This is a genomic window from Nitrospira sp. Nam74 (assembly GCF_965152615.1).
On the sequence record NZ_OZ224220.1, the window covers coordinates 1,123,114 to 1,149,043 of the forward strand.

Here is a 25,930-nt window from a genome sequence, read left to right on the forward strand (position 1 = left end):
AGCGCAGCGAAGAGGCTTACGAGTCGGGATATTCCACCCATGTTTCTTTTTCAGCCAGATAGCGACGCCCTTTGAAGTTTGGCCGAGTCCGCATCCGCCTGAACCCCAATTCTCGGAGCTTTTCCACGACGCTACTGACTGCTGCCGCGATGGTGGGATAGGTCTGGCCTTCGACCGCCAATGCTTCATAGTTCAGCTTGGCGAGATAGCCCTGACCGACACGGCTGACCAGAATCGCCCGGCTGAAGTAACGATCGCTGGGATCATTCCCCTCAAGCTGATGCCGCTCGACAACTCCATCTTTTTGTCTCAGTGAGAGGGGAAGAGTGCTCACAGTATCTCCTAGGATCTGCTGTTGATCAACAAGAATGCGGCGCCGAGAACAGGATTATAGATGGACTGTTCCACAGACTTCAACTATGGTTGACAAGAAGAAATCATTCTTATAATGTGCCTGCGTCGGTTCCTTCCCCTACCTGTATCCGCCAAAGGGCCGGCCAGTGTCCACCGGCGATTCCATGAATGTTCCGAACAGCCTGACCATCCTCCGCATTCTTCTCATTCCTGTGTTCATAGGGTTTCTTAACTATGAGCGATATAGCCACGCGCTGGTCGTAATCCTCATCGCCGGCCTCACGGATGCCCTGGACGGCACCATCGCGCGTGTCGCCAATCAGCGTACCAAACTCGGCGCATATCTGGATCCCTTAGCTGATAAACTCCTGCTGACTTCCGGCTTCGTCACCCTCTCTGTTCTGCACCTTGTGCCGCTCTGGGTTGCCATTCTTGTGGTCAGCCGCGACTTGATTTTGCTCACAGGGGCCTTGCTAAGCCGCTTTACGGACTCATCGCTCGATATGTCACCGACATTTATAGGCAAAGGAACAACGTTAGTTCAGTTGTTGTACATTATTCTTATTATTGTCTTTACATCACGTCACCTCGAACGCCAATTGCTCCATCCTCTTCTCTATCTCATGGTTGCGCTCACCGTATCCTCGGGGCTCCATTACCTGTACCGGGGCGTCGCACATCTCAATACTCGTGAAGCGTAACGAGAACCAGCTCTTGACCTGCCTGCAAATCGGCCTTTCTAAATCCAGTAAGGTTGACAGCTTATACATCCTCCAGTAGACTTCGGAGGTACCACACCTAAACGTAACCCCTGAGAACCACATGGAAATGACCTGTTCCGAGTTTGTTGATAACAGGATAGGCTTAATTCGTATCATAGACATCTCGCCTTCTCACAACCAGCTCAATCACCATGGCGAAGTTCGTTTGATCCACATACGAGGTTGAACTGCAATGGCTACGTTTTCATACGTCGGTAAAAACCGGCACGGAGCTGTAAAAAAGGGTGAAGTCATTGCAAAAACCCGTAATGAAGCCATCGAACAACTGCGAAAACTCAATGTAGGGGTCACCAGTCTTCAGGAAAAGGCCTTGACCGAAGGCATAATGAGCCGGCTAAGCGGGACCGGCATTAAAGACAAGGACCTGGTTGTCTTTACCCGCCAGTTTTCGACGATGATCAACGCAGGCCTGCCTCTTGTTCAATGCCTCGACATTCTTTCGACCCAATCCGAAAATAAAATTCTTGGCAAAGCCGTCGGAGAAATCAAGCTTGACGTGGAGGGAGGGGCGACCTTTGCCGATGCGCTGAAGCGACATCCAAAAGTGTTCGATGACCTTTATGTCAATATGGTGCATGCGGGCGAAGTAGGCGGTTTGTTGGATACTGTTCTGCTTCGTCTGGCAAAGCACATTGAAAAGGCCATGAAGCTCAAAGGCGCAGTCAAGTCCGCCATGGTCTATCCCGCGACAATTGTCAGTGTGGCGATTATCGTCATCACAATCTTGATGATTTGGGTGATTCCGATTTTCGCTAAGATGTTTACCGATCTGTCTGGGGGGAAGGCGGGACTCCCGGGCCCGACTCAGTTGGTGATCGATCTCAGCGAATTTATGCAGCACTACTTTATCTTCATAGCGGTAACCTTGGGTGCAACTGTGTATGCCGTTAAGCGGTATTATAAAACCCCCAATGGCCGCATCATTATCGATCGCCTCCTTCTGAAACTGCCTGTCGTCGGCCAATTGGTTCGCAAAGCTGCGGTTGCGAAGTTTACGAGGACCCTAGGGACTTTGATCACGAGCGGCGTACCGATCATGGATGGATTGATGATTACCGCCAAGACATCGGGCAATAAGATCGTCGAGAATGCGATACTTGAAGCTCGTCTGAGCATAAGCGGAGGCAAGACATTAGCGGATCCCCTTTCGAAGGGCGACGTCTTTCCTAAAATGGTCACGCATATGATCTCAGTGGGAGAATCAACCGGCGCCTTGGATGCAATGCTCGGGAAGATCGCGGATTTTTATGACGACGAAGTGGATCAAGCAGTGGCTTCATTGACGGCTCTGCTTGAGCCCATGATGATGGTCTTTCTCGGCGTGGTTATCGGGTTCATCGTCATTGCCATGTATCTGCCGATCTTTAAGATGGCGTCGGTGATAGGCTAACGCAGTATACAGAGGGGCGATCACACCTGTTTCGTTGGTTTCTTGTCTTCCTCAGGACTCCTCTGTAAAGTGCCGAAGCGATTCCTTCCGCCACGATCCTGAAATGGCATCTACGAACTGCTCGACCTGATGGAAAATCTTCGGATAAGACTCTACTGGCTCATGGGCTTTCGGGTAGTTGTCGTCACCCTGTTGCTCGGGCTCTCCGCGGTGCTTCAGATAGGGAAGAGCCAGCCTGTTTTTGCTTTTTATCCCCTGATTGCGTGTACGTATATCATCACGATCCTCTACGCCTTCGCCCTTCGCTATGTCGTCAGCACTGCGCTGTTACAGCAATTTGCCTACCTGCAGGTAGGCATCGATCTCCTTCTCGAAACCTATCTCGTCGCAAACACGGGCGGCATCGAAAGTCCCTTTTCCGTCTTTTACATCATCACGGTCACATTGGCGAACCTGATCCTTCGGCGGCAGGGAGGATTGATCGCGGCCGGAGTCAGCGTCATCCTGTTCGGTATAGTCGCTAATCTTCAGCTGTCCGGTGCTTTTGATTTTGCTCCACCTAGCCGACTCTCGGCCCCGGCCACATTGTATACATTCGGCATTCATAGTCTGGCCGTCATTATGGTGGGACTTTTAAGCGGTGCCCTGGCTGATCAATTGAAGCGGGCGGGACAGTCGCTCGTTGAAAAGGAGCAGGGCCTCAGCCGCTTGCAAGCCTTTCACGAAAATGTCGTTCAAAGTTTGAGCAGCGGGTTATTTACGACGGATGAAGCCGGACGGATCACGTCTTTTAACCGGGCCGCGCAGGACATTACACTCTATTCATTCGAAACAGTAAAGGACAGGCCGTGGTGGGACGTGTTCAGCTGGGAACAGGCGAATCTGTTTGATGCGGATACGTCTACGGTCATGGCGCCTTATCGATTCGAAGGAGAAGGGCGGCGAGCCGATAAGACGCGGGTCGTTATCGGCATGACCCTGGCGCCATTGACGGAAAGCGGCGTGCGAACCGGTTTGGTCGGGATTTTTCAGGACTTGACGCAGATCCGGGATCTGGAAGAGCAGATGCGGCGCCGTGAATGGCTGGCCACGCTCGGTGAAATGTCGGCGGGTATGGCGCACGAAATCCGAAACCCCCTCGCAGCGCTTGCCGGTTCTATGCAAATATTACGAAAGGACGTTGATCTCGATGAATCTAACCGGCATTTGATGGATATCGCGATTCGAGAAACGTCTCGGCTCGACTCTATTATCACGGAGTTTCTGCTGTACGCGCGTCCGCCGGCGTTGAATTTGAAAGAGTACGATGTCAATGTGGTATTGGCCGACACGCTGGATCTCATACGCCACGAGGCCCAGTCGCATCTGAATATCGTCATTGTTACGTATCCTGGTCCCGGCGTGATGAACGCCCAGATTGATCCCGATCAGATGAAGCAAGTATTCTGGAACTTGGCGACCAACGCGTTTGAAGCCATGTCGTTGGGAGGTCAGTTAACGATTTCAACCGGTCGTCGTCGGATCGGCTCGGGGGATCGCAGCGGGGAGGTCATTGAAGTCTTGTTTCAAGATACGGGGGAAGGCATTCAGAAGGATGCGCTGGACAAAATTTTCCTTCCATTTTTTACCACCAAGAAACGTGGGTCGGGTCTCGGCCTTGCCGCTGTTCATCGGATTGTCGACCTTCACGGTGGATGGATTCGTGTGGAGAGCCGCGAGGGCAAGGGATCTCAGTTTAGCGTCTGTTTACCCGTGTCCGTTGACGCCGGACTACGGCTTTGGCACGAAGGTAGGGAACCGTGGAAAAGATCTTAGTCGTCGATGATGAACGCAGCATGCGGGATGTCCTGAGCATTATGCTCAAGCGCGCCGGGTATGACGTCACCTTGGCCTCGGACGGGAGCGAAGCGATCGTTCAGATCGGGAAAGAAATTTTCGATCTGGTGATTACCGATCTCAAGATGCCGAAGGTCGGCGGGCTCGAAGTCTTGAAATCGGTCAAGGAGATTTCGCCGGATACGGTTGTCCTGCTGATTACGGCGTTTGCCTCCAGCGACTCTGCCGTGGAAGCGATGAAGCTCGGCGCGTATGACTATCTGAGCAAGCCGTTCCAGGTTGATGAAGTCCAGCTCATCGTGCGCAATGCGTTGGAGAGGCGGCGGCTTTCGACCGAAAACACGTTGCTGAAACGTGAGATTGCCAGCCAATCCTCTTTGGCGAACATTATCGGGCAGAGCGAACCCATGCAGAAAGTGCTCGAAGTCGTTCTCAAGGTTGCCGACAGTAAGAGCAATGTCTTGATCTTCGGAGAAAGTGGAACGGGAAAAGAGTTGATTGCCCGAGCCATCCACTACAATAGCTCCCGCAGTCGACTGCCCTTTGTCACGGTCAATTGCAGCGCGCTCCCGGAACCGTTACTTGAAAGCGAATTATTCGGCCATATGAGAGGGGCTTTTACGGGGGCTATTGCCAATAAGGCTGGGTTGTTCGAAGTGGCGGACGGCGGAAGTATCTTCCTCGACGAAATCGGGGAAACATCGCCGGCGATGCAAGTCAAACTGCTGCGTGTGATTCAGGAACGTGAATTCAGGCGTGTGGGAGGGACACGCGATGTCAAGGTTGATGTCCGCGTCATTGCCGCGACCAATAGGGATTTGGCCAAAGCGGTCGCCGATGGAACTTTTCGTGAGGATCTCTACTACCGCCTCGACGTCATTCCTATTACGCTCCCTCCACTCCGTCTCAGGACAGGCGATATTCCATTGCTCGCGAAACATTTTCTTGAGCAATTCGCGAAGGCCAATGGGAAACCTGTCCCGACCTTGTCGGCCGACGCCATGCGAGTGCTATTGGCTCATGAGTGGAAAGGGAATGTACGAGAGTTGGAGAATTTGATTGAACGCGTCGTGGCTTTCTCAACGACAGCCCTAATTGATGAACGGGATATTGAGGGGTGGTTGCATCGTCCGGTGGCACCCGGTCAGTCCTCCGCGTCCACGCACGGCTATCCCACGGAGCTTCCGCCGGACGGGTTGGATTTAGAGAAGTTAATCAACTCGATTGAAAAGGACCTGCTGCTCAAGGCATTGGAACGAAGCCGGTGGGTGAAAAAGAAGGCGGCTAGATTGTTGCAACTGAATACACGATCTTTTCGATACCGCTTGGAGAAGTATGAGATCAAAGGCGGCACTGATGATTCAGATAATGAGTGAGCGATGATGAGCGACGTTCGGGTCTACGCACCGGCGAAAGTCAACTTAATCCTGAGAGTCCTCGATCGGCGGACCGACGGGTACCATAACCTGTGGTCTCTCATGCAGACGGTTGGGTTGGAAGACGAGTTGCACATCCAACTGCAGCCTGAAACGACCGGCGTACATCTGCGATGCGATGACCCATCGCTTCCGACGGACGGGCGAAACTTAGTCGCTCGAGCGGCTGGCGTGGTTTTGGAGCGGGCCGGACTGTCCGTTGGATTGGATATTCGGATCGTAAAACGAATCCCGGTTTCTGCAGGGCTTGGCGGAGGGAGCAGCGATGCGGCTGCCACTATTGTCGGCCTCAATCGTTTATTGTCGCTGGGATGGTCGGCGTCCGAGATGGCCGACGTCGGCCAGGTCCTGGGCAGCGATGTGCCGTTTTTCTTTTTTGCACCGACAGCTCAGGTCCGTGCTCGCGGTGAAGACGTGGTGCCATTGCAGCTGGTCGGGGAGCGGTGGATTGTCCTGTTAAATCCGGGATTCCCGATCAACACGCGATGGGCCTATGACCGGTTGGCCGCCACACGAAGCAGCATGGCTGCTCTTTCTCCGGGTATCATCCGTTTAGCCGGAAAGGCTCACGCGGACTGGGATGAAGTGCTTCCATTAATGGAGAACGATTTTGAAGCAGCATTAGCTCCGACACATCAGGTGCTTGGGGAAATGAAACGCTCCTTGATATCATCGGGAGCGCAGGTCGCTCTCTTGTCGGGAAGCGGCGCTACGGTGTTCGGCGTATTTTCAGACGAAGAGTCAGCTGTCCGGGCTCGGGATGGACTGAAACGCCAACATGGATGGTGGGCCTCAGCGATCCGGACGGCCGCACGCTCATCAGGCTCGCAGGAAACTTTCCCGTTAAATCCTCTCCAAGTCGGTTGACAATTCCCCCATCTTTTCGCTACCGTATCCTGCTTTACTACGGCGGGTGGTTCCCCGATCGTGGCGTGGCTTACATTCGAACGGGTCATCCGACAATGACTGTCTTGTCGGGGGAATAGCATGGAAAAAGAACTCAAGTTATTTTCAGGAAAAGCGAACCCCGCCTTGGCCAAAGAAATTTGCGCCTATCTGGGAATCAATCTGGGAGAGGCCACGGTTTCGTCGTTCAGCGATGGGGAAGCGAGAATCCGGATCGAAGAAAATGTCCGGGGCGCCGATGTTTTTGTCATGCAGTCGACCTGCCCTCCCGTCAATGATTCGATCATGGAACTGCTCATCATGATCGACGCGCTCAAGCGTTCATCGGCCTATCGAATTACTGCCGTCATTCCTTATTTCGGTTATGCTCGGCAGGACCGTAAGGATCAACCGAGAGTTCCCATTTCCGCAAAGCTGATTGCCGATTTAATTACGACCGCCGGGGCAGACCGGGTGCTGACGATGGATCTCCATGCCGGGCAAATACAGGGATTCTTCAACATTCCCGTTGACCATCTGTACGCCACACCTGTGCTGTTGGATTACATCAGCAAGGCGGGCGGGAAGGATCTGGTAGTCGTGTCCCCCGATGCCGGCGGTGTCGAGCGTGCCCGAGCGTTTGCAAAGCGGCTGCAGGCAAACCTGGCCATTATCGATAAGCGTCGGGAAGGCCCGAATCAGACGCAGATCATGAATATCATCGGAGATGTGGAGGGCCGGAGCGCATTGTTGTTGGACGATATGATCGATACCGCGGGAACTATCGTCCAAGGCGCGCAGGCCTGTGCCAACAAGGGCGCCGCACGAGTGTGGGCAGGGTGTACCCATCCCGTTCTGTCAGGGCCGGCGTTGGAGCGGATCCAAGCCTCCTGCCTGGAGGAAGTTGTCGTGACCAATAGCATTCCGCTGAATGGAAAAGAACAACGCTGTCCCAAGCTTCGGGTACTGTCAGTGGCCCCATTGTTGGGAGAAGCCATTACGAGGATTCACGAGGAAGAATCGGTCAGTTCGCTCTTTGCATAGCGTCCGTCCCACCATCTCGATACTCCATCGTTGTCCAGCGTCTGAGATTGCTCAGTGGAGGGCGAGATGCAGTGAGCCAAGGAATTATTAGTAGACGGAAAGGAAGATACCATGAAATTCGACATGACAGCAGCGTTGAGAGAACAAGCCGGCAAAGGAGTTGCGCGACAACTCAGACGGCAAGGGAAAATCCCTGCCGTGCTGTACGGGCAAGAAGAATGTCTCCTGCTGACCTTGGAGCCTGATGTGGTTCGAAGGATTCTGCGTTCTCATGCCGCCGGCACCGCCCTGCTTTCCCTTTCGGTTGCCGGAGCGAAGACGAAGGCCAATCGAACGGCCTTGCTCAGGGATTACCAAGTCGATCCCGTGACCAACGAGATCCTGCATGCCGATCTTTTTGAAGTATCGATGGACAAACCAATTCGCGTGAAGGTGCCGGTGACTTTGACAGGGGGCGTGCCACAAGGCGTGAAAGAGGGCGGGGTACTTCACCACAATGTGCGTCAACTGAACATCGAATGTCTGCCGGGCGCCCTCCCGGACCATATCGAGATCGATGCGTCCCAACTGGGGATCGCACAAGGCATTCACGTTCGGGAACTGCCTCAACAGGAAGGGTGCCGGTTCCTCGACGACGGCGATCAGATGGTAGTGAGCGTGGCGGCCCCGATGTCCGAGGCGAAGCTCGAAGCATTGCTCACCGGTGGAGCTGCCGGGGAGGAAGGGAAAGAACCCGAACTTATCGCGAAGGGCAAAGCCGAAGGTGAAGCAGCGGCTCCCGGAGCCGGTGAGGCCAAAGGCGAAGCCAAAGCCGCCGGCGCTCCAAAAGCCGAGAAAAAAGAGGTTAAGGAGGAAAAGAAGAAGTAAGCTTGCGATTGATTGTGGGCCTTGGCAATCCCGGGCCGCCGTACGAGTCTACGCGTCACAATGTCGGCGTCATGGCATTGGAGCGTGCGGCTGTTCGCTGGGATATTGTTCTGCGTGAGATGGGATACGCCCGTAGAGGCCAAGGGATTGTGGATCGTCTCGAGATTACGTTAGCCCAACCTCTGGCTTGGATGAATCAAAGCGGACCGGTGGTGCAAGCACTGGTCACGGAATTGGGAATTCCCTCTCACGATCTGATTGTCATCCACGACGATGTCGACTTGCCGGTTGGCCGCCTGCGGATCAAACGTCTAGGCGGTTCGGGCGGGCATAACGGCATCCGTTCCATTCAGACTGCCCTAGCCTCTCAAGAATTTTGCCGGCTTAAAATTGGAGTTGGTCGACCGAGTGCCGGTGAGGACACGGCGGACTATGTTCTCTCGCCGTTTCACAAGGAGGAACGGGAAGTCGTCGATCGGGCATTGGATCATGCGGTGATGGCATTGGAGTGTTGTCTATTGGAAGGGATTGAGAAGGCGATGAACCGATTTAATATCCGCGACACGGAGGGGCCGAATAATCGTACTTAAGTACGCCTCACCCACCAGTAATAGGGCCTCCTTACGGAGTCATTTTGAGCTATCTGTTGGCATAGCAGTACGACGGTGCGGAAGTTCAGTCTTTAAATGCAACGATGCTATCGCAATCCCCGAGAGTCTGTGAGCAAGGAGCACTATGGGCATGCTGCTGGAAGATAAAAAAGGGCTGATTATTGGTGTTGCCAATAAGCACAGCATCGCGTGGGCAATCGCTCAGGCGACGGTGCGTGAAGGGGCGCATCTCCTGTTCAATTATCAGAATGACCGTTTGCGCGAAAATGTCGAAGAACTCGCCCGCACGATCCCGAAGGCGAATGCATTTCCCTGCGATGTCGCGGATGACGCGCAAATCGATACCTTGATGAAGCATGTCGAGAAGGAATTCGGCCAGCTGGACTTCCTCGTGCATTCAGTGGCATTCGCGCCCCGCGACGAACTGACCGGGTCATTTCTGGAGACCACACGGGCCGGATTTGCGACGGCTCTCGATGTCAGTGCCTATTCCTTAGTCGCGGTCACACGAGCTGCCGCGCCTTTAATGTCCTCCGGAGGCGCTGTCGTCACCTTGACCTACTTGGGCAGTGAGCGGGTCGTGCCGCATTATAATGTCATGGGAGTAGCCAAGGCAGCGCTCGAGTCGACCGTGCGGTACCTCGCCTATGATCTCGGCCCGAAAAATATCCGCGTGAATGCGATCTCCGCGGGTCCTATTAAAACACTGGCGGCCCGTGGGGTTTCAGGGATCAGTAAGATGGTTGAGCATCACAAGGAATGTGCCCCTCTTCGGCGGGCTACCGAGCAAGGAGAGGTCGGTGATACTGCGCTGTTTTTGGTGAGTTCGCTTGGAAGAGGCATCACCGGGGAAGTGATCTACGTCGATGGCGGCTATCATATCCTTGGGTCCTTGGCTGCTATGGAGTAAGGCGCTGTCTTGCACAAAAACGGCGCTTGCTCGTGTCGTCTGGATAGGTAGTCGATCCAGATCCAAAACAGTCCGTTTATTGACACCTTCTGGAGGTCTATGGTAGCTTCTGACGCTCATTTGGTGTGACGCGCCTCGATAGTAACCGACATCGCGGTCAATATTTTATCCCTCGCTCCAAGTCCGGTCTTGGGGCCATTGTCCAGGAGGTTCTGCATGCAGCTCTACGAGTCTATCTTCATTGTCCGTCCTTCGTTATCCGACGAAGATACTTCCAAGCTCATCGACAAACTCAAAGGTGTGGTAGAAAAGTCCGGCACGGTGTTAAAACTTGAAAACTGGGGCAAGAAAAAGCTGGCGTATGAAGTAAAACGGGAGCGGAAAGGGACGTTTGTCTATCTCAATTTTCAATCCAAGGGCGATCTTATCAGTGAGCTTGAGCGATCCTATCGATTGGAAGATTCCGTGATTAAGTTTTTGACCGTGCGTATGGAGCAACCGTCGGTCCCAGCATCTACCAGCGAGGTGCCCGATCATGACAGGGTTCAATAAAGTTGTTTTGATCGGAAACTTGACCAGAAATCCGGAAGTCCGCTATACGCCCAATGGAACACCGGTCACAAGTTTCGGACTGGCGATCAACCGCCGGTTCAAGCAGGCCGAAGACTTGCGAGAAGAGGTCTGTTACATCGATATTGTCGTGTTCGGAAAGCAAGCAGAGCATTGTGGCCAGTATCTCAGCAAAGGCAACGGCGTGATCGTCGACGGACGGCTTCAGCAACGACGCTGGGAGACGGAAGACGGGCAGAAGCGGAGCAAGCATGAGGTGGTGGCTCAAGCCATCACCTTCTTGCCGAAGCGCTCAGAAACAGCGACCGAGTCGGCCGCCACAGAAGACCCACACTACGAATATGAGGAGCCGGTATAATGATGGACGAGAGAGGGGACCGCGGAACAGGGGGAAGTGGAAGCGCGAGTGGCGGTGGCAGTGGCAGGTTTTTTCAGCGCAGACGTGTCTGCCGGTTCTGCTATGAAAAAATCCCCATCGACTTCAAGGATGTGGGGTTGTTGCGGAACTTTTTAACCGAACGGGGTCGAATTGTGCCGCGCCGGATCTCCGGTAACTGCATGCCGCATCAACGTGAACTGACGGTGGCGATTAAGCGAGCGCGAACCATTGCGATCTTGGCGTTTGCCGAAGAGCGATAGACTCGCTCTGCGAGATGGTAGAATGGATTGGCTTCGATGATAGGAGATATGACCGGAGTAGCGACTGTGGCAAGGCTCGGCTTTCAGTTAACGGACATACTAGAAGAGGGACTTGATCTTGCTGATGAGGTTCAGCCTGACGAGCTTGGTTTGTTGCCTGAGGAAGCTCAGGTAAGCGGGCCGCTGTCTCTCTCGGCGCGCCTGACAAAAGCCGGGGACCAGATCTACGTCGAGGGCGTCATCGATGGGACATTCGTGCGGGAATGTGTGCGGTGCCTCAAACAATACGAAGCCTATGCTGAAGTCCCATTCACGGCATCGTATCAGGGTCCTGATCCTTCAGGTCGAAGCCGAGGTCGTGCCACCAAGGACCGCCGTCATGAGTCTGATGAGGAAAGGACCTTCGAAACATCAGATCAGGAAGATGATCTGTATTTCTGCACAGGCGATCGGGTAGAGCTGGCGGAGATGCTCCGCGAGCACATCATCTTATCCACTCCGATGCAACCGCTGTGTCGTGTAGAATGCCGTGGCCTGTGTCCTGTCTGCGGTCAGGATCGAAATGAAGCGCCGTGTAACTGTAGTGAAGCACCGATAACAAACCCATTTGCCATTCTGCAAGAGCGGTTAAAAAAGTCACGGTAAACATCGTGAGCATTAGCACGAGATAGACACTGAAGCGAGGAAGACCATGCCAAATCCAAAACATAAAATATCCCGAGCACGTCGAGACAAGCGCCGAACCCAAAAGTTGAGGATCACGCCTCCAAGCTTTTCCGTTTGCCCGCAATGCCATGAGCCGAAACTTCCCCATTACACCTGCCTGAATTGCGGGACATATAAGGGAATGGACATTATCGCCGTTGAGGAAAGTTAGGGGTGCTGAAGATGGACCGCAACTTCGTTCTTCGCGCTGTCTTTGCCTCAACGTAGCTGAGCTACGCCCCAGCACCCCACTTTCTGGGGCTTCCCCGGAAGAGGCGCGCCTTGTCGCATGCCTGAGAGTGCGGGAGTCATAGGTGGCCTTGTGAGCATCCTCTCTCGTTAGCGTACGAATCATCGAATGAAAATAGCCGTTGATGCCATGGGGGGGGACCACGGTCCCGCTCCGAATGTCGAAGGGGCCTTGCAAGCGGCCACAGAGTTGGGTGTCGAGGTCATTCTTGTCGGTGATGAATCGGCGCTTCGCGAGCAGCTCTCTCGTCTTCGGATTACCGATCCGCGTCTCTCGGTCCGCCATGCTTCACAAATCGTGGAGATGCACGAGTCACCCGCGCAAGTCGCCAGAAAAAAGCGCGACTCCTCGATATGGGTGGCAACAGAATTAGTCAAGACCGGTGAGGCTGCCGCAGTGGTCAGTGCGGGAAATACCGGGGCCAGCATGGTCGCCGCTTTTTTTCTGCTGGGGGTGATCAAAGGTGTAGAGCGGCCCGCCATAGCGACGTCTCTTCCGACACTCACAGGCACCGCCATCATGTTAGATGTGGGTGCCAATGTCGATTGCGAGGCCCCTCATCTGATGCAGTTTGCCTTAATGGGGAATGAGTACGGCAAGTATTTGTTCGGCAAGGCGAATCCACGGATCGGTCTCTTGAGCATCGGCGAAGAAGATAGTAAAGGCAATGAAGTCACAAAAGAGGCCTTTGCCCTGCTGAAGGCAAGTCCCATTAACTTTATCGGCAATGTAGAGGGGCGCGACGTCTATAGCGGGGCGGCCGACGTCATCGTGTGCGACGGGTTCATCGGCAATGTCGCTTTGAAGATTTCCGAAGGCGTGGCGGATACGATCAAGAAATTGCTGATGAAGGAAATCGCCAGTTCGCGACTGGGGCGATTGGCCTATCTGTTTCTCGCGGGTCCCTTGATGCGACTTCGTCGGCGGATCGACTACGCGGAGTTCGGTGGGGCGCCGCTGCTTGGCGTGAACGGCGTATGCATGATCTGCCACGGGCGTTCCTCCGCGAAGGCGATCAAAAACGCAATTGCGCGCGCGAAGGGATTGGCGGAAAGCCGGATGCATGAATTGATTCAGCGGGATATCGAGGAAAGTCCTGCCCGGCAACCAGGAGACGAGCCACTATCATCCCCATGAGAAGCAGAATAGTCGGCATAGGCGCCTATGTACCCGATCGTGTGCTGACCAACGCCGACTTGGAACGGATGGTTGCGACATCCGATGCCTGGATTGTCGAACGCACAGGCATTCGGGAACGGCGGATCGCGGCTCCGGGCCAAGCCTGCTCCGATCTCGGTACGCGCGCCGCCCAACAAGCCTTGACGGCGGCCGGGATTCAGGCGACCGATCTCGACATGATCCTGGTGGCCACCTGTACGGGTGATCAACCCTTGCCGTCGACGGCATGCCTTGTCCAGGCTCAATTAGGCGCCTCGCGCGCAGCGGCATGCGATCTTTCCGCCGCCTGCTGCGGATTTGTCTATGCGCTCTCGGTTGCTGATGCTTACGTCAAAACAGGCTCACGCTATGTGTTGGTGGTAGGAGCGGAAATCATGTCCGCTATTACTGATTGGACCGATCGAGGGACCTGTATTCTCTTTGGAGATGGAGCGGGGGCCGCAGTGCTCGGCCCTGCAGATGGCGACCGCGGCATTCTCTCCACCCATTTGCGATCGGATGGCGCGCTGGGCGATTTGATTTGTGTGCCGGGCGGCGGGTCGGACATGCCACCGAGTGAGAAAATGCTCACGGAAAAAGCGCAGTATCTCAAAATGAAGGGGAATGAAACGTACAAGGTGGCCATCAAAACGCTGGAAGAGGTTGCGCGTGAAACCTTGTCGGCTCACGGCCTCGCCGTCAGTGATATCGATCTGTACGTGCCGCATCAGGCGAATGTCCGCATCCTGAAAGCCGTAGCGGACCGGCTTCAATTACCGATGGAAAAGATTTTCATGAACATCGACCGATATGGCAATACATCGGCTGCATCAGTTCCCTTGGCGCTCGACGAAGCGGTGAAATCGGGGCGAGTCAAAGACGGCAGTCTCGTGATGATCGGCGCCTTCGGCGCAGGCTTGACCTGGGCTTCAGCCCTGATCCGGTGGTGAGTGGAACGATCGGCAAACCGACAACCGCACAACGATCGGCTCTGAAAAATGTCACGGCACAATCAAGATTTCGCAGGTTTCTGGAAGTGTCTCGCTCAGTGTTCAAAGCCCTTTTTCCCGTTGACATTGGGAACTGTTTCCCTCATATCTAGCCCGATATGACGTCCGATATCGCGTTGGTTTTTCCCGGTCAGGGATCACAGTCGGTCGGGATGGGCCGAGCCTTTTATGATGCCGATCCAGAAATCAGGAAGATGTATGAAGGCGCCGCAGCGATTCTCGGCTATGACATCGCCGCTCTGTGCTTCGACGGTCCGGCCGATCGGTTGAACTTAACGGAATACACCCAGCCAGCGCTTCTTACGGTGAGTATCGCAGCGCTCCGGGCTTTCGAGCCGGCTGGCATCCGTGTCACGGCCGTGGCTGGCCATAGCTTGGGAGAGTATTCCGCATTGGTCGCGGCAGGTGGATTAACGTTCGAAACGGCTGTCTCGCTGGTGCAGAAACGGGGCCGGTACATGGCGGAGGCGGTTCCTTCGGGACGGGGCCTGGTCGCAGCCGTGTTGGGCGTTTCGAAAGAGGTAGTTCTCGAAGCATGCCGGGAGGCGACTTCAGTGGGTGTCGTGGCCCCGGCGAATTTTAATTGCCCGGGACAGATCGTGATCGCGGGGGAAAAAGTTGCGGTCGAACGAGCGATTGAGTCGATCAAGAAGAGCGGCTGCCGGAAAGCCATCCCATTACCGGTCAGCGTCCCGGTGCACACGCCATTAATGCAGTATGCGGCCGACCGCCTGGCTCAGGACGTCGAGGGAGCGATGTGGTCGGACTTGAAGATGCCGCTCGTGAATAATGCCGAAGCAAAACCCTTACGTGTGGCGGCCGAAGTCAGGGAATCGGTCATACGGCAACTTCCTTCTCCCGTGCTGTGGGAAGATTCGATCAAGGTGCTGCAAGGCATGGGCGTGAAGAGCTTTATTGAAGTGGGGCCCGGCACCGTGCTGACCGGCCTCGTCAAGCGCATCGCCCCGGACGCGAAGACCTTTAATGTGCACGATCCGCAGTCTTTGGAACGTACCCTCAAGGGGCTGAACGCCTGAACGTTCACTCGTTGTTCTCGAAGGAGTTGTGATGCCGCTCGATGGAAAAGTTGCGATTGTCACCGGTGCCGCGCAAGGAATTGGACGGACCATTGCGGAGGGGCTGGCTCAAGATGGCGCCGATGTAGCCGTCGCCGATATGGATCCAGGGCGGGCCCAAGAAACCATCGAAGCCATCAAAAAACTGGGCCGGCGCGCGATCAATATCAAAGTGAATGTGGCGGAGTGGAACGATGTCAAAGCAATGGCTGATCAGGTGCTCAAGGAATGGGGAAAAATCGATATCCTTGTGAATAACGCCGGGATCACTCGCGACGGTCTGTTAGTCAGAATGAAGGAGGAAGACTGGAATCTCGTGCTGCAAGTCAATTTGAACGGGACCTTTCACTGTACGAAAGCGGTGATGCAGCCGATGACCAAGCAGCGGTATGGACGCATTGTTAATATTGCGTCGATCGTCGGCGCCATGGGTAATGTCGGGCAGGCGAACTACGCAGCCTCGAAGGCGGCGGTCATTGGGTTTACGAAGACGGTCGCGCGCGAATATGCCAGCCGATCCGTCACGGTCAACGCCGTGGCCCCGGGATTCATCGATACTGCCATGACGCAAGGATTGTCGGCGGACGTCAAGGACCTGTTGCAGAAACAAATTCCGCTGGGCCGCCTGGGGCAGCCATCCGATGTGGCGGCAGTCGTGCGATTTCTTGTATCGGACGAAGCCGGATATATTACCGGCCAGGTCATTCATGTGAATGGCGGAATGTTCATGGCCTGACCTTGTAGAGACAGATCAAGATCGAAGTAGCACTGTTCGATGAGGGCCGTAAGGCCGGGAAGAGGAGGATCTTTATGGAGGAGGTGAAGAAACCAATGGCGATCGAAGATCGCGTCAAAAAAATTATTGCGGAACAACTGGGCGTAGACGAGGATGAAGTGGTTCCGGAGGCGTCCTTTGTGGAGGATCTGGGAGCCGACTCGTTGGATACGGTTGAATTAGTCATGGCGTTTGAAGAAGAATTCGATATCGAAATACCGGACGAAGATGCCGAGAAGATTCTGACCGTCGGTAAAGCGATGGAATACATCAAGGAAAAGGTGTAGTCGGTTCATCCATGATGCATATGCCTGCTGCCAGACGAGTGGTTGTGACAGGTATCGGACTCGTCACACCGCTAGGGATCGGCCTGGAAAAAACTTGGAAAGCGCTGTGCGCCGGGCAGTCTGGTATTGCACGGATCACGCGGTTTGATCCCACCGACTATTCGACGCAGATCGCCGGCGAAGTGAAGGATTTCGACCCTGCCGCGTTTATCGAAAGAAAGGAAATCAAGAAAATGGATTTGTTTATCCATTTTGCCGTCGGCGCTGCGCAGTTGGCGACTGACGATGCCGGGCTGAAAGTCACGCCCGACAATGCGGAAAGGGTCGGGGTCTATATCGGATCAGGCATCGGGGGGCTGTCTTCCATTGAAGCCTATCACACGGTCCTCAAAGAAAAGGGGCCCGATCGGGTGTCGCCCTTTTTCATTCCGATGACCATCATCAATCTCGCGTCCGGACAGGTCGCGATTCGCTTGGGCGCGCGTGGACCGAACTCGTGCGCGGTAACGGCATGCGCCACGGGCAACAATTGTATCGGCGATGCCTTTCGTCTCATTCAACGGGGCGATGCGGACGTGATGGTCGCCGGAGGGGCTGAAGCGGCGGTTTCCCCGCTGGGTGTCGCGGGGTTCGGTGCCGCCAGGGCCTTATCCAGACGTAATGATGAGCCGACGCGTGCGAGCCGGCCGTTCGATCGTGATCGAGACGGGTTCGTGCTCGGTGAAGGCGCCGGCGTGTTAGTGTTGGAGGAATTGGAAACGGCCAGGCAGCGCGGTGCCAGAATCTATGCGGAGATCGTAGGATATGGAATGACGGCCGATGCCTATCATATCACGGCCCCTCCGGATACCGGCGAAGGTGCTCTACGGTGCATGGAGTTGGCCATTCGAGATGCGGGGATCGCCAAAAGCGAAATCGGATACATCAATGCGCATGGGACGTCGACATTTGCCGATAAGATTGAGACGCTCGCCATTAAACGAGTCTTTGGGGAACGGGCGCCACGCATTCCCGTGAGCTCCACCAAATCGATGACCGGTCACCTGTTGGGTGCCGCCGGAGGGATTGAGGCGGCGTTCAGCGTATTGGCCATTCATCGAGGCTCCTTGCCGCCGACGATCAACCTGGAGCATCCCGATCCAGAATGTGATTTGGATTACGTGCCTGGACGCGCTCGTGAGACATCGGTGGACGTCGTCTTGTCCAATTCGTTTGGCTTCGGCGGAGTCAATGCATGCCTGCTGTTTAAAAAGCTCGCGGCCTGATCAACAACGTTTCCTCATCTGCGACGCGTCGATGTCTCACTCTCCCACCAATTTTGCCGAACAGACCATTGGGCATAGTTTCCGCGATCAGACACTATTGGATCAAGCGTTGACCCATAAGTCTTACGTCAATGAGGCAAGACACAAGCACTCAAAGCACAATGAGCGGCTGGAGTTCCTTGGCGATGCCGTCCTCACCTTGGTGATCAGCGAACATTTGGCTGCCATGTTTCCCGAATCGACAGAAGGAGACCTCTCGAAATTGAAGGCCAGGCTCGTCAGTGAAGTGTCGCTGGCAGCCGCCTCCCGCCGGCTGGATCTTGGCGCGTTGCTCAGACTGGGACGAGGCGAAGAGCTGACACAGGGTCGTGAAAAGCCGTCGATCTTAGCAAACACATTTGAAGCAGTTGTCGCCGCCATTTACCTCGATGCCGGCTTGGAAGTCGCTCGGAAATTTGTCCTTCGGATTTTTGCGAACGAGTTCCAGGACGTGCAGGAAACGGGTGGTCCTGGGACATTGCACGATTATAAGACACGGCTACAAGAATGGTGTCAAAAGGAACGCGACACGCTGCCACACTACGTGATTGTGCGGGAATCAGGTCCGGATCATCAAAAAACGTTTGAAGTGCAATTGACTGTTCGAGGCGATGTGCTGGGCGTCGGCGTCGGACGAACGAAGAAGGAAGCCGAACAGATGGCGGCCAAGCAGGCGTTGGCCGATACACTGAGGCCGTCATGAAGTACAAACAGGAGGACCGGCATGCGTGGGACGAGAAGCGGGTTAATGATACTGGGCTTGGTGTTGATGACCTTGGCCGTGTGCGGCGGATGGGAAGCTTCCGTCATGGCGGCGGATAAAGCCCCCGCTGTTCAGCCGCCGACGGATAAGGGCCCCAGGGCCATCATTAAGACGAAGTTCGGTGACATCGAAATCAAATTGTTCCCCGACAAAGCGCCCAAGCATGTCGAAAACTTTATCAAATTGGCAAAGTCTGGGTTCTACAATGGGACCATCTTTCATCGGGTGATCCCCGGGTTCATGATCCAAGGCGGGGATCCAAACACGAAGGACCTCAACAAAAAAGAATTATATGGAATGGGCGGCCCGGGTCATAGCGTGAAAGCTGAATTCAACGATATCCCGCATAAGCGCGGGATCGTCTCGATGGCTCGGTCGAATGACCCCGATAGCGCCGGTTCACAATTCTTCATCGTTGTAGAAGACTCGCCGTTTTTGGATGGCAAATATACCGTCTTTGGCCAAGTGGTAAAGGGAATGGGGTTCGCGGATAAAATTGTCATGCAGCCGCGGGATGCCCGGGATAATCCCACCGACCGGATTGAGATGACCGTCACGGTGGTTGAGTAGATGAAGGGTTCGTGTGGTCCTGTGCTCCCGGGCCCATACGGTTGGACGGTGCCCGCTTTGGGAGGAGGTTGTCTCTCGAGTAAATCGGGCCCCTTGGCCGACGCCGGGTGAGCGGTTTCAGATAGGCATCTCATGGCGGCCGGGGAGATAAGAGTGCAGGATCAGACCGACTGACCTTCCTCTTGCGTTGGTACTCGTCGAAGTCTGGGGAACGGTATGGCCACAGGGCGAGTGTTAATCGTCGACGATCAAGTGTATGTCCGGCAGGCTGTCAGGCTGGTACTGACGAAGGCCGGGTATGACGTGATTGAGGCGGAGGATGGAGCTCAAGCCATTCAGACCATGGGAGAGCATCAGGACGCGTCCAATGTGGACACCATTATCTGCGACCTGCAGATGCCGAATGTTGACGGTAGTCAGGCCATTACCTACTTCAAGCGTCACCATCCGCAGATTCCGCTCGTCATCATGACCGGCGCACCGGATTTCGTGCTCACTGAAGTCTTAAAGAACCAGGGTGTCACCGATTATCTTATTAAGCCCGTCAGTGACAAGCGTCTTCTTGACGTCATTCGCGCGACGGTTCGTCTCCATCAGCTTCGAAAGAAGCCGACCTAACCCCTACCGCTTGTTCTCCTTCCCATCCGACTAATCTGGGATATCAATGAGGGATTTCAATGGGGAACATCAATGATAGTGGCCGTGATGATGTGCGTGTGGATGAGTATGCGTGGGTTCCAGTGCCGGAGCAATACCGCTCGGGGGTATCTGGCCCGGCAGCAGAATGCGACCGCTTTCTTCGACTTGTTTCGACAAGTGTTCGGCGATCTGCGGATGATAATTATTGATGTAGCCGATCAGCGCCGTCAAAAAGCGTGTCGATTGTAGCCCGTTCCCTGATGTCTGAGTGATGAACGCGAGAGCTCTATCGATTACCTCAGTGGCCACGTGTGGATCAAGAGGCGCCTGGTCCTTCCGCTGCGATTGTTGCTTGGCAAAGGCTTCGTATTCCGTTCTGAGACGTTCCGCAAACACCGGCGGCGGTCCTGCAGGAATATGCAATGGGCTGAGTGTCCGGCGCAACGATTGCACGGCGGCAATGACTTCTCCATCCTGGCCGTCCCGTCGATCATGAAAATATCCGAACGTCGTGACCTCGATAAGGTTGAACAGCGCCGCAGCTGGGTCGCCTCCCAGCTCGAACAGCGTCTTGTAAAAATCCCTGCGCTCCAGCGAAAAGCGTTCTCCTGCTCGTTTCTGCTGATAGGCGCTGTTCCCATCGAGGTACACGCAGTCGGTCGGGCAGGTGATGCGGGCCATGCGGTGTTCGCCGCAACACTGACTGCAAATCGATCCTCCCAGCGCCGGACACGGTCGTTTGCCTTTGCGTTCATGACAATACACACACTTGCTCACTGGCCTGGCCCTTTCTTCATCCAGTCAAATCCATAATCAGACAGGCTCCGCTTCTTGGAGCGTCCACTAGTCGACGGGCGCTCGAGCCCATTGATCTCGGCCGCATTTCCATAATAGTAGGGTACGAGAATCAAATGGCCCTTTCGATCGATCCCGATATCAGCCGGCGTCGACAGATATTCGGCAATCACCTCAAATTTCATATCCGGTCGGATGCGCCAGACTTTGCCGGCAGAGAAGTCCGAGACGTACATACTGCCCCAGTCGTCGAAATCGACACCGCTCAGATTGTTGAACCGCGAGGAAAAAAAGGAATTGGATACCAATTCTCTGACGGTGCCGTCCGGCGTAATCTCAAGAATCTTTCCCTTGTTCCAACTGACGGCGACCAGCTTGCCGGTCCTGACATTCCACGCGAGACCGGCCGGCCCGGCCAAGGCTGAGGTTTTCGCTAAAATAGAAACGGCATGCTGTTGGGCGATGTCGACGCGATAGATGGTATCGGCCTCGGTGTCCGAAAGATACAGCGCACCATTGCCGTCGTAAGCCACATCGGTTAACGCGATGGGTTGTTTAGTGTTGCCTGAGAGGCGTTCCTCTAAGGAGACGATGACAGCGGTCCTTCCCGTGACTTTGTCGAACCCGCGCAGTGTATCGACGTCAACGACATAGAGAAGACGGTCGACGATCGCCATGCCTTTCGGACCGTTCAATGTCGTCCCGTTCTGCCCGCCTTGAATAAAATGCAGGTCTGTAATTTTCCCGGCTTTATCAAGCTTAGTAATGAAGCCATTGTTGTCTTTCGCATCGGCTTCACCATTGACATTCGAGATGAAATAGAATTCGCCGGAGGGATCGGCGAGAAAGCTTTGTGGTGTTTGGAGCCCGTCGACCTGCGAAGCCGCAGCCGGACTCGTACAGCCCCACGCGTAGAGCAATGCCACGCCAATCCACAGTGCGGATAGAACCGCTTGTTTTGCGACGAACTGACCCTGTGTGCGTGTATACATCAGAATCGACTGAACGATGGTTGATCGAACGGCAAAGGAGAGTGGTTACATCGAGTCGTCACGCATCGTACTGGACCCCTGAAGATACTGTCAAGGAAAGGGCCGGAGCTTGACGGGATTTCCAAGGCCCTGGTATTGTTCAGCGGTTCGGATTGCTGACAACGGTCTCCAACTTCGTTCTCGGCTTAACAAAATCCTCAACGTACTCATGGGTACGCCTCTGGTTTTGCCTGCGGCCTTGTTGGATACCCGTTTTGGCCCATCTGTTTTGCGAGGCTTCAAGAAAGAGAGGTAATAGTGGCGGCACGACTGATCGATGGTAAAGCACTATCGCAAACGATTCGGGAACGGATTGCAAAAGATGTAGCGGAGCTGCATGCCCGAACCGGGATTCGTCCCGGACTTGCGGCCATTCTTGTGGGGGAAGATCCTGCGTCGAAACTGTACGTCAAGAACAAGCAGAAGGCCTGTGATGCGGCCGGTATCTATGTCGATGAACACAAACTTTCCTCGAATACCACACAGGCGGAACTGCTGGCATTGATCGAAAAGGTCAATGCCGATCCGAAGGTGCATGGCATCCTCGTCCAATTGCCGCTACCGAAGCAGATCGACAGTAAGGTCATCCTCGATGCCGTCTCTCCCTTGAAAGATGCCGATGGCTTTCATCCCTACAACATGGGACGGTTGGTCGAGGGCATGGCAATGTTCACCCCGTGCACGCCGAAGGGGGTGATCAAGATGATCGAGTCGACCGGAGTGGGCATCGAGGGCAAGCGTGCCGTCATTGTGGGTCGGAGCAATATCGTGGGCAAGCCCGCCGCGCTGTTACTGATGCATCGGAATGCCACCGTGACGGTATGTCACTCGAAAACGAAAGATTTGCCGGCCGTGTGTCGGGAGGCTGATATCCTTGTGGTCGCAATCGGGAAGGCGAAATTCGTCACAGCAGACATGGTCCGTGATGGGGCAGTCGTCATCGATGTCGGAGTGAATCGCCTTGAGGATGGCACATTCGTCGGCGATGTGGATTTCGGACCCGTCAGCCAGAAGGCTGGCTGGATCTCTCCGGTTCCCGGCGGCGTGGGACCGATGACGATTGCGATGTTACTGGATAACACACTGGAGTCGGCGAAGCGAGCGGCCGGCTGAGCCTAACGAAGAAGGGCTACTTCCATGAGCAGGGGACCACGACGTTTCAAAGAGATTTTAGATCGCGGTGAGTTTGCCGCCACCATCGAATACAACCCGCCCAAGGGCACGAATATTTCCTCAATCATCGAGAGCGCCAAAAGCCTCGTCGGCAGGGTGAGTGGAGTCAATGTGACGGACAACACGGCGGCGGTCATGCGGGCCAGCTCATTGTCCGTGTCGCGTCTCCTGTACGAAATGGGGCACGACCCGGTGATGCAGATAACGTGTCGCGATCGCAACCGCCTCGGGATCCAATCCGATTTGCTTGGAGCCCACCTGCTCGGTATTCGAAACATCCTATGCCTAACCGGCGACTATCCCACCGTGGGGGATCACAAGGATGCCAAGCCGGTCTACGATTTAGACTCCGTACAAGTCATGCAAGTTGTGCAAGGCTTAAATAACGGCCGGGATCTGGCGGGCAATAGGCTGGATGGCTCGACGGAATATATGATTGGGGCCGCCGTCACTCCGGAGGCAGATCCACTCGGACCGATGCTGGCGAAATTCGAAACGAAAGTCAAAGCCGGTGCACAGTTTTTTCAGACCCAGGCGATCTATCATCCCGAGCAGTTTGCATCGTTCATGCAGGGCATCCGCCGGTTCAAGGTGAAAGTGCTGCCTGGAGTTCTCCTGTTACGTTCAGCGAAAATGGCGGAGTTCATGAATGCGAATATTCCCGGGATTTCCGTTCCCTCCGACATGATCGAGGAGTTGAGGCAGGCGGGCGAGAAGCATGCGCTGGACGCGGGTGTTGAGATCGCCGTACGTACGATTAAGGCCATCCGACCGCATTGCGATGGCGTGCATATCATGGCGATAAAGGCGATCGATCGACTGCCGGAAATCCTCACGAAGGCGGAACTCGGCTAGAGTTATCCTCATGACTGTTCCACAATTTCAACAACGCAAGCGAGACGGAAAAAAGATCGCCTTGGTCACCGCCTACGATGCGCTGTTTACTCGGATCATTGAAGAGGCCGGGATCGAAACGATCTTAGTGGGAGATTCCTTGGGTGTCGTCGTCCAGGGCAAGAAGGATACGCTCTCGGTCACCATGGATGACATGCTGTACCACACGAAACTCGTGGCGGCCGCCGCGCAGCGCGCCTTTATCATTGCCGATATGCCGTTTCTTTCCTATCAGGTCAGTGTCGACGACGCGGTGCGGAACGCGGGGCAATTGCTTCAGGCGGGTGCGGCCGCCGTCAAGCTGGAAGGCGGCGAAGCGGTGTGCGACCGGGTGCGAGCCATCACGCGATTCGGCATTCCGGTGATGGGCCATCTGGGCATGACCCCGCAGTCCGTCAATCGCTATGGCGGCTATAAAGTGCAGGCCAAGGAGCCGGAGGCCGCCGATGCGCTGCTATCGGATGCCAAGGCACTCGAGTCTGCCGGCGTTTTTGCGATCGTACTGGAAGCCATTCCTGCTGCACTCGCGAAGACTGTGACACACTCCGTCTCCATTCCGACGATTGGAATCGGTGCCGGCCCGGACTGTGACGGCCAAGTGTTGGTGCTGTATGATCTCTTGGGTCTTTTCGATCAGTTCGTCCCCAAATTTGTGAAACCGTACGCTCATCTCAAAGCCGACGCCCTGCAGGCGCTTCGCCGCTACCAAGAAGAAGTCGAACGCGGGAAATTTCCATCCGATACGGAGAGCTACCACTAAGGCCGTATTGTTGAGTCTCACGTTTTGGTCAACTATAGAAGTCTCACCAGGGAGGTTTGTGTGAAGACACGCCGCAACCTTGTCTTGACTGCTTTACTGAGCTGGTACGTGGTCTTTTTTGCCGCCATGGCGATCGCCCCGGTGAGTCGTCAGTTTTGGGTTGCGGCCAATATCCTGCCCGTCATGTTGGTCATTGTTCTGACGATGACGCGTCGGCTGTTTCCATTGTCGACGGCGTCCTATTGTCTCATTACACTCTTTCTGACCTTGCATACGATTGGGGTCCATTATACCTACTCCCAAGTTCCCTTAGGCGAGTGGATGCAGCAGGCGCTTCACCTGAACCGCAACCATTTTGATCGCATTGTGCACTTCAGTTTTGGGTTCTTGCTGACGTACCCCTTGGAAGAATGGTTTCGTGTGTTCACGTCCGTCCGTGGATGGCTGATCTACTACCTTCCCGTGATGACCATACTCGGTTTGAGCGGGCTATGGGAAATTCTCGAATCGTGGGTGGCTCGAGTCTTTAAGCCCGAGCTCGGCCTCACATTTCTTGGCTCGCAGGGCGATGTGTGGGATGCGCAAAAAGATATGACAGCGGCACTCTATGGATCGTTGCTTTGCGTGGTACTGATCGTGATAAGCCGGAAACTTGTGGACCGATCCCGGGCGGGTGTTCGCGGCTCTGCACTAGCGCTTGACGAGTCATCATGACGGTGACTGCCGCACTCACGGCGCCGCAGAAGCAGAAATCAGGACCGCCCAGGCTTCATGTCCTGTTGCTGGCGTCTTATCTCATCGTGTGGTGTGTGCTGGCCGTATCGCCCGTCGACCGTAAAGACTGGCTCCTGGAAAACTTATTGGCGGTGACCACGGTGGCGGTCTTGATCCTTACCTACCGCCGATTCGCCTTTTCCGATGTTTCATACATTCTAATCACGGTCTTTATGGTGCTGCATGCTGTCGGCGCGCATTACACCTATGCAAAGGTGCCGTTCGGCTTCTGGATGAAAGATCTCTTCGATCTGAGCCGCAACCATTTTGATCGCATTGTGCATTTCGCCTTTGGTTTCCTGTTGGCGTACCCGGCCTATGAACTCTTTCTCAAAGCGTCAAAAGTAGGGACGGGATGGGCATTGTTCATGGCCGCGATCGCGGTGATTTCGCTAAGCGGGATTTTTGAAGTGGTCGAATCATGGGTTGCCCAGATAGCCAGCCCTGAACTCGGTGATGCCTATCTCGGCACGCAGGGAGACGTATGGGATGCCCAAAAAGATATGACCATGGCCATCATCGGTGCGCTGATCACCGTCGGGCTGACCTCCGCGATGTCGAAACCTGTACAGTGCCCTCAAGTAAACGTTTCCTGAAGCTTGCTACGGAGGCGCACCGACGGAGTTTACTAGAAGTATAACT

At 54.9% G+C, this 25,930-nt stretch carries 31 protein-coding genes; 28 read left to right on the forward strand and 3 right to left on the reverse strand.

The window, feature by feature from the left end; genetic code table 11:
* Positions 1-16 precede the first annotated feature (16 nt).
* Entirely contained in the window at positions 17-334 is a 318-nt protein-coding gene (locus tag ACWHYZ_RS05415) for a hypothetical protein (RefSeq protein ID WP_447986268.1), read from the reverse strand.
* A 184-nt stretch (positions 335-518) separates the two neighbouring features.
* Between ACWHYZ_RS05415 and ACWHYZ_RS05420 the strand changes: the two genes are divergently transcribed.
* From ACWHYZ_RS05420 to ACWHYZ_RS05530, 23 genes are all read left to right on the forward strand, one after another.
* Positions 519-1,055, forward strand: a complete 537-nt coding sequence (locus ACWHYZ_RS05420) for a CDP-alcohol phosphatidyltransferase family protein (RefSeq protein WP_447986269.1) — start codon at positions 519-521, stop codon at positions 1,053-1,055.
* A gap of 253 nt (positions 1,056-1,308) precedes the next feature.
* A complete protein-coding gene (locus tag ACWHYZ_RS05425; RefSeq protein WP_447986270.1) occupies positions 1,309-2,526 on the forward strand; it encodes a type II secretion system F family protein in 1,218 nt (405 codons plus the stop codon).
* A gap of 129 nt (positions 2,527-2,655) precedes the next feature.
* A complete protein-coding gene (locus ACWHYZ_RS05430; RefSeq protein WP_447986271.1) occupies positions 2,656-4,341 on the forward strand; it encodes a two-component system sensor histidine kinase NtrB in 1,686 nt (561 codons plus the stop codon).
* Complete coding sequence (locus tag ACWHYZ_RS05435) at positions 4,326-5,738, forward strand: sigma-54-dependent transcriptional regulator (protein ID WP_447986272.1); 1,413 nt, start codon at positions 4,326-4,328, stop codon at positions 5,736-5,738. The genes ACWHYZ_RS05430 and ACWHYZ_RS05435 overlap by 16 nt, the downstream gene beginning before the upstream one ends.
* A 3-nt stretch (positions 5,739-5,741) precedes the next feature.
* The gene (gene ispE / locus ACWHYZ_RS05440) at positions 5,742-6,665 is read left to right on the forward strand and encodes a 4-(cytidine 5'-diphospho)-2-C-methyl-D-erythritol kinase (RefSeq protein ID WP_447986273.1); all 924 of its coding nucleotides are present in this window, start codon (positions 5,742-5,744) and stop codon (positions 6,663-6,665) included.
* Between the two features lie 120 nt (positions 6,666-6,785).
* A complete protein-coding gene (locus ACWHYZ_RS05445) occupies positions 6,786-7,727 on the forward strand; it encodes a ribose-phosphate diphosphokinase (RefSeq protein ID WP_447986274.1) in 942 nt (313 codons plus the stop codon).
* A 111-nt stretch (positions 7,728-7,838) separates the two neighbouring features.
* Entirely contained in the window at positions 7,839-8,594 is a 756-nt protein-coding gene (locus ACWHYZ_RS05450; RefSeq protein WP_447986275.1) for a 50S ribosomal protein L25, read from the forward strand.
* Between the two features lie 2 nt (positions 8,595-8,596).
* Positions 8,597-9,184: an aminoacyl-tRNA hydrolase gene (gene pth / locus ACWHYZ_RS05455; RefSeq protein ID WP_447986276.1), complete on the forward strand. Its 588-nt coding sequence runs from the start codon at positions 8,597-8,599 to the stop codon at positions 9,182-9,184.
* Between the two features lie 145 nt (positions 9,185-9,329).
* The gene (locus ACWHYZ_RS05460; RefSeq protein WP_447986277.1) at positions 9,330-10,115 is read left to right on the forward strand and encodes an enoyl-ACP reductase FabI; all 786 of its coding nucleotides are present in this window, start codon (positions 9,330-9,332) and stop codon (positions 10,113-10,115) included.
* A 216-nt stretch (positions 10,116-10,331) separates the two neighbouring features.
* Positions 10,332-10,667, forward strand: coding sequence for a 30S ribosomal protein S6 (gene rpsF, locus ACWHYZ_RS05465; protein ID WP_447986278.1), 336 nt, complete (start codon positions 10,332-10,334; stop codon positions 10,665-10,667).
* On the forward strand, positions 10,651-11,043 hold the full coding sequence (locus ACWHYZ_RS05470; protein ID WP_447986279.1) for a single-stranded DNA-binding protein: 393 nt from the start codon (positions 10,651-10,653) through the stop codon (positions 11,041-11,043). Before rpsF ends, ACWHYZ_RS05470 begins: the two co-directional genes overlap by 17 nt.
* Positions 11,043-11,324, forward strand: a complete 282-nt coding sequence (gene rpsR / locus ACWHYZ_RS05475) for a 30S ribosomal protein S18 (protein WP_447986280.1) — start codon at positions 11,043-11,045, stop codon at positions 11,322-11,324. Before ACWHYZ_RS05470 ends, rpsR begins: the two co-directional genes overlap by 1 nt.
* Positions 11,325-11,372: 48 nt before the next feature.
* The gene (locus tag ACWHYZ_RS05480) at positions 11,373-11,969 is read left to right on the forward strand and encodes a YceD family protein (RefSeq protein WP_447986281.1); all 597 of its coding nucleotides are present in this window, start codon (positions 11,373-11,375) and stop codon (positions 11,967-11,969) included.
* A gap of 46 nt (positions 11,970-12,015) precedes the next feature.
* Positions 12,016-12,201 (forward strand): 50S ribosomal protein L32, encoded by a 186-nt coding sequence (gene rpmF, locus ACWHYZ_RS05485; RefSeq protein WP_447986282.1) that lies wholly within the window; start codon positions 12,016-12,018, stop codon positions 12,199-12,201.
* 186 nt (positions 12,202-12,387) lie between these two features.
* Positions 12,388-13,416 (forward strand): phosphate acyltransferase PlsX, encoded by a 1,029-nt coding sequence (gene plsX, locus ACWHYZ_RS05490; protein WP_447986283.1) that lies wholly within the window; start codon positions 12,388-12,390, stop codon positions 13,414-13,416.
* Positions 13,413-14,387, forward strand: a complete 975-nt coding sequence (locus tag ACWHYZ_RS05495) for a beta-ketoacyl-ACP synthase III (protein ID WP_447986284.1) — start codon at positions 13,413-13,415, stop codon at positions 14,385-14,387. The genes plsX and ACWHYZ_RS05495 overlap by 4 nt, the downstream gene beginning before the upstream one ends.
* A gap of 158 nt (positions 14,388-14,545) precedes the next feature.
* Positions 14,546-15,484, forward strand: a complete 939-nt coding sequence (gene fabD / locus ACWHYZ_RS05500; protein ID WP_447986285.1) for an ACP S-malonyltransferase — start codon at positions 14,546-14,548, stop codon at positions 15,482-15,484.
* A 31-nt stretch (positions 15,485-15,515) separates the two neighbouring features.
* Complete coding sequence (gene fabG / locus ACWHYZ_RS05505) at positions 15,516-16,259, forward strand: 3-oxoacyl-[acyl-carrier-protein] reductase (RefSeq protein ID WP_447986286.1); 744 nt, start codon at positions 15,516-15,518, stop codon at positions 16,257-16,259.
* A 95-nt stretch (positions 16,260-16,354) separates the two neighbouring features.
* Positions 16,355-16,585 carry an acyl carrier protein gene (gene acpP, locus ACWHYZ_RS05510; RefSeq protein WP_447987519.1) on the forward strand — a complete coding sequence of 77 codons (231 nt, stop codon included), beginning with the start codon at positions 16,355-16,357 and terminating at the stop codon, positions 16,583-16,585.
* Positions 16,586-16,599: 14 nt separating this feature from the next.
* Entirely contained in the window at positions 16,600-17,850 is a 1,251-nt protein-coding gene (fabF, locus tag ACWHYZ_RS05515; RefSeq protein WP_447987520.1) for a beta-ketoacyl-ACP synthase II, read from the forward strand.
* A gap of 31 nt (positions 17,851-17,881) precedes the next feature.
* On the forward strand, positions 17,882-18,592 hold the full coding sequence (gene rnc / locus ACWHYZ_RS05520) for a ribonuclease III (RefSeq protein ID WP_447986287.1): 711 nt from the start codon (positions 17,882-17,884) through the stop codon (positions 18,590-18,592).
* Between the two features lie 105 nt (positions 18,593-18,697).
* A complete protein-coding gene (locus ACWHYZ_RS05525) occupies positions 18,698-19,222 on the forward strand; it encodes a peptidylprolyl isomerase (RefSeq protein WP_447987521.1) in 525 nt (174 codons plus the stop codon).
* Positions 19,223-19,438: 216 nt separating this feature from the next.
* Positions 19,439-19,840 (forward strand): response regulator, encoded by a 402-nt coding sequence (locus ACWHYZ_RS05530; RefSeq protein ID WP_447986288.1) that lies wholly within the window; start codon positions 19,439-19,441, stop codon positions 19,838-19,840.
* 69 nt (positions 19,841-19,909) lie between these two features.
* On the opposite strand, the gene ACWHYZ_RS05535 is transcribed toward ACWHYZ_RS05530, so the two are convergent.
* Complete coding sequence (locus ACWHYZ_RS05535; RefSeq protein WP_447986289.1) at positions 19,910-20,626, reverse strand: hypothetical protein; 717 nt, start codon at positions 20,624-20,626, stop codon at positions 19,910-19,912.
* An 8-nt stretch (positions 20,627-20,634) separates the two neighbouring features.
* Positions 20,635-21,648: a hypothetical protein gene (locus tag ACWHYZ_RS05540; RefSeq protein ID WP_447986290.1), complete on the reverse strand. Its 1,014-nt coding sequence runs from the start codon at positions 21,646-21,648 to the stop codon at positions 20,635-20,637.
* Between the two features lie 297 nt (positions 21,649-21,945).
* Here ACWHYZ_RS05540 and folD point away from each other — a divergent pair, with 297 nt between their 5' ends.
* From folD to ACWHYZ_RS05565, 5 genes are read left to right on the forward strand one after another with little or no spacing between them, the layout of a single operon-like run.
* Positions 21,946-22,800 carry a bifunctional methylenetetrahydrofolate dehydrogenase/methenyltetrahydrofolate cyclohydrolase FolD gene (gene folD / locus ACWHYZ_RS05545; protein ID WP_447986291.1) on the forward strand — a complete coding sequence of 285 codons (855 nt, stop codon included), beginning with the start codon at positions 21,946-21,948 and terminating at the stop codon, positions 22,798-22,800.
* A 24-nt stretch (positions 22,801-22,824) separates the two neighbouring features.
* Positions 22,825-23,715 carry a methylenetetrahydrofolate reductase gene (locus ACWHYZ_RS05550; protein ID WP_447986292.1) on the forward strand — a complete coding sequence of 297 codons (891 nt, stop codon included), beginning with the start codon at positions 22,825-22,827 and terminating at the stop codon, positions 23,713-23,715.
* 4 nt (positions 23,716-23,719) lie between these two features.
* Positions 23,720-24,514, forward strand: a complete 795-nt coding sequence (gene panB / locus ACWHYZ_RS05555; RefSeq protein ID WP_447987522.1) for a 3-methyl-2-oxobutanoate hydroxymethyltransferase — start codon at positions 23,720-23,722, stop codon at positions 24,512-24,514.
* A gap of 60 nt (positions 24,515-24,574) precedes the next feature.
* On the forward strand, positions 24,575-25,228 hold the full coding sequence (locus tag ACWHYZ_RS05560) for a DUF2238 domain-containing protein (protein ID WP_447986293.1): 654 nt from the start codon (positions 24,575-24,577) through the stop codon (positions 25,226-25,228).
* Positions 25,225-25,884: a DUF2238 domain-containing protein gene (locus ACWHYZ_RS05565; protein WP_447986294.1), complete on the forward strand. Its 660-nt coding sequence runs from the start codon at positions 25,225-25,227 to the stop codon at positions 25,882-25,884. Before ACWHYZ_RS05560 ends, ACWHYZ_RS05565 begins: the two co-directional genes overlap by 4 nt.
* Positions 25,885-25,930: the final 46 nt, after the last annotated feature.

Bases quoted from the DNA above. Each gene is read 5' to 3' on its own strand.
- rpmF (WP_447986282.1), top strand. From the start codon at position 12,016: ATGCCAAATCCAAAACATAAAATATCCCGAGCACGTCGAGACAAGCGC.
- ACWHYZ_RS05530 (WP_447986288.1), top strand. From the start codon at position 19,439: ATGGCCACAGGGCGAGTGTTAATCGTCGACGATCAAGTGTATGTCCGG.
- rpsR (WP_447986280.1), top strand. From the start codon at position 11,043: ATGATGGACGAGAGAGGGGACCGCGGAACAGGGGGAAGTGGAAGCGCG.
- rpsF (WP_447986278.1), top strand. From the start codon at position 10,332: ATGCAGCTCTACGAGTCTATCTTCATTGTCCGTCCTTCGTTATCCGAC.
- ACWHYZ_RS05450 (WP_447986275.1), top strand. From the start codon at position 7,839: ATGAAATTCGACATGACAGCAGCGTTGAGAGAACAAGCCGGCAAAGGA.
- ACWHYZ_RS05460 (WP_447986277.1), top strand. From the start codon at position 9,330: ATGGGCATGCTGCTGGAAGATAAAAAAGGGCTGATTATTGGTGTTGCC.
- ACWHYZ_RS05550 (WP_447986292.1), top strand. From the start codon at position 22,825: ATGAGCAGGGGACCACGACGTTTCAAAGAGATTTTAGATCGCGGTGAG.
- acpP (WP_447987519.1), top strand. From the start codon at position 16,355: ATGGCGATCGAAGATCGCGTCAAAAAAATTATTGCGGAACAACTGGGC.
- ACWHYZ_RS05480 (WP_447986281.1), top strand. From the start codon at position 11,373: ATGACCGGAGTAGCGACTGTGGCAAGGCTCGGCTTTCAGTTAACGGAC.
- ACWHYZ_RS05565 (WP_447986294.1), top strand. From the start codon at position 25,225: ATGACGGTGACTGCCGCACTCACGGCGCCGCAGAAGCAGAAATCAGGA.
- ACWHYZ_RS05425 (WP_447986270.1), top strand. From the start codon at position 1,309: ATGGCTACGTTTTCATACGTCGGTAAAAACCGGCACGGAGCTGTAAAA.
- ACWHYZ_RS05420 (WP_447986269.1), top strand. From the start codon at position 519: ATGAATGTTCCGAACAGCCTGACCATCCTCCGCATTCTTCTCATTCCT.
- ACWHYZ_RS05495 (WP_447986284.1), top strand. From the start codon at position 13,413: ATGAGAAGCAGAATAGTCGGCATAGGCGCCTATGTACCCGATCGTGTG.
- rnc (WP_447986287.1), top strand. From the start codon at position 17,882: ATGTCTCACTCTCCCACCAATTTTGCCGAACAGACCATTGGGCATAGT.
- ACWHYZ_RS05445 (WP_447986274.1), top strand. From the start codon at position 6,786: ATGGAAAAAGAACTCAAGTTATTTTCAGGAAAAGCGAACCCCGCCTTG.
- fabG (WP_447986286.1), top strand. From the start codon at position 15,516: ATGCCGCTCGATGGAAAAGTTGCGATTGTCACCGGTGCCGCGCAAGGA.
- ACWHYZ_RS05470 (WP_447986279.1), top strand. From the start codon at position 10,651: ATGACAGGGTTCAATAAAGTTGTTTTGATCGGAAACTTGACCAGAAAT.
- ACWHYZ_RS05430 (WP_447986271.1), top strand. From the start codon at position 2,656: ATGGAAAATCTTCGGATAAGACTCTACTGGCTCATGGGCTTTCGGGTA.
- ACWHYZ_RS05525 (WP_447987521.1), top strand. From the start codon at position 18,698: ATGGCGGCGGATAAAGCCCCCGCTGTTCAGCCGCCGACGGATAAGGGC.
- ispE (WP_447986273.1), top strand. From the start codon at position 5,742: ATGATGAGCGACGTTCGGGTCTACGCACCGGCGAAAGTCAACTTAATC.
- fabD (WP_447986285.1), top strand. From the start codon at position 14,546: ATGACGTCCGATATCGCGTTGGTTTTTCCCGGTCAGGGATCACAGTCG.
- ACWHYZ_RS05540 (WP_447986290.1), bottom strand. From the start codon at position 21,648: ATGTATACACGCACACAGGGTCAGTTCGTCGCAAAACAAGCGGTTCTA.
- fabF (WP_447987520.1), top strand. From the start codon at position 16,600: ATGCATATGCCTGCTGCCAGACGAGTGGTTGTGACAGGTATCGGACTC.
- plsX (WP_447986283.1), top strand. From the start codon at position 12,388: ATGAAAATAGCCGTTGATGCCATGGGGGGGGACCACGGTCCCGCTCCG.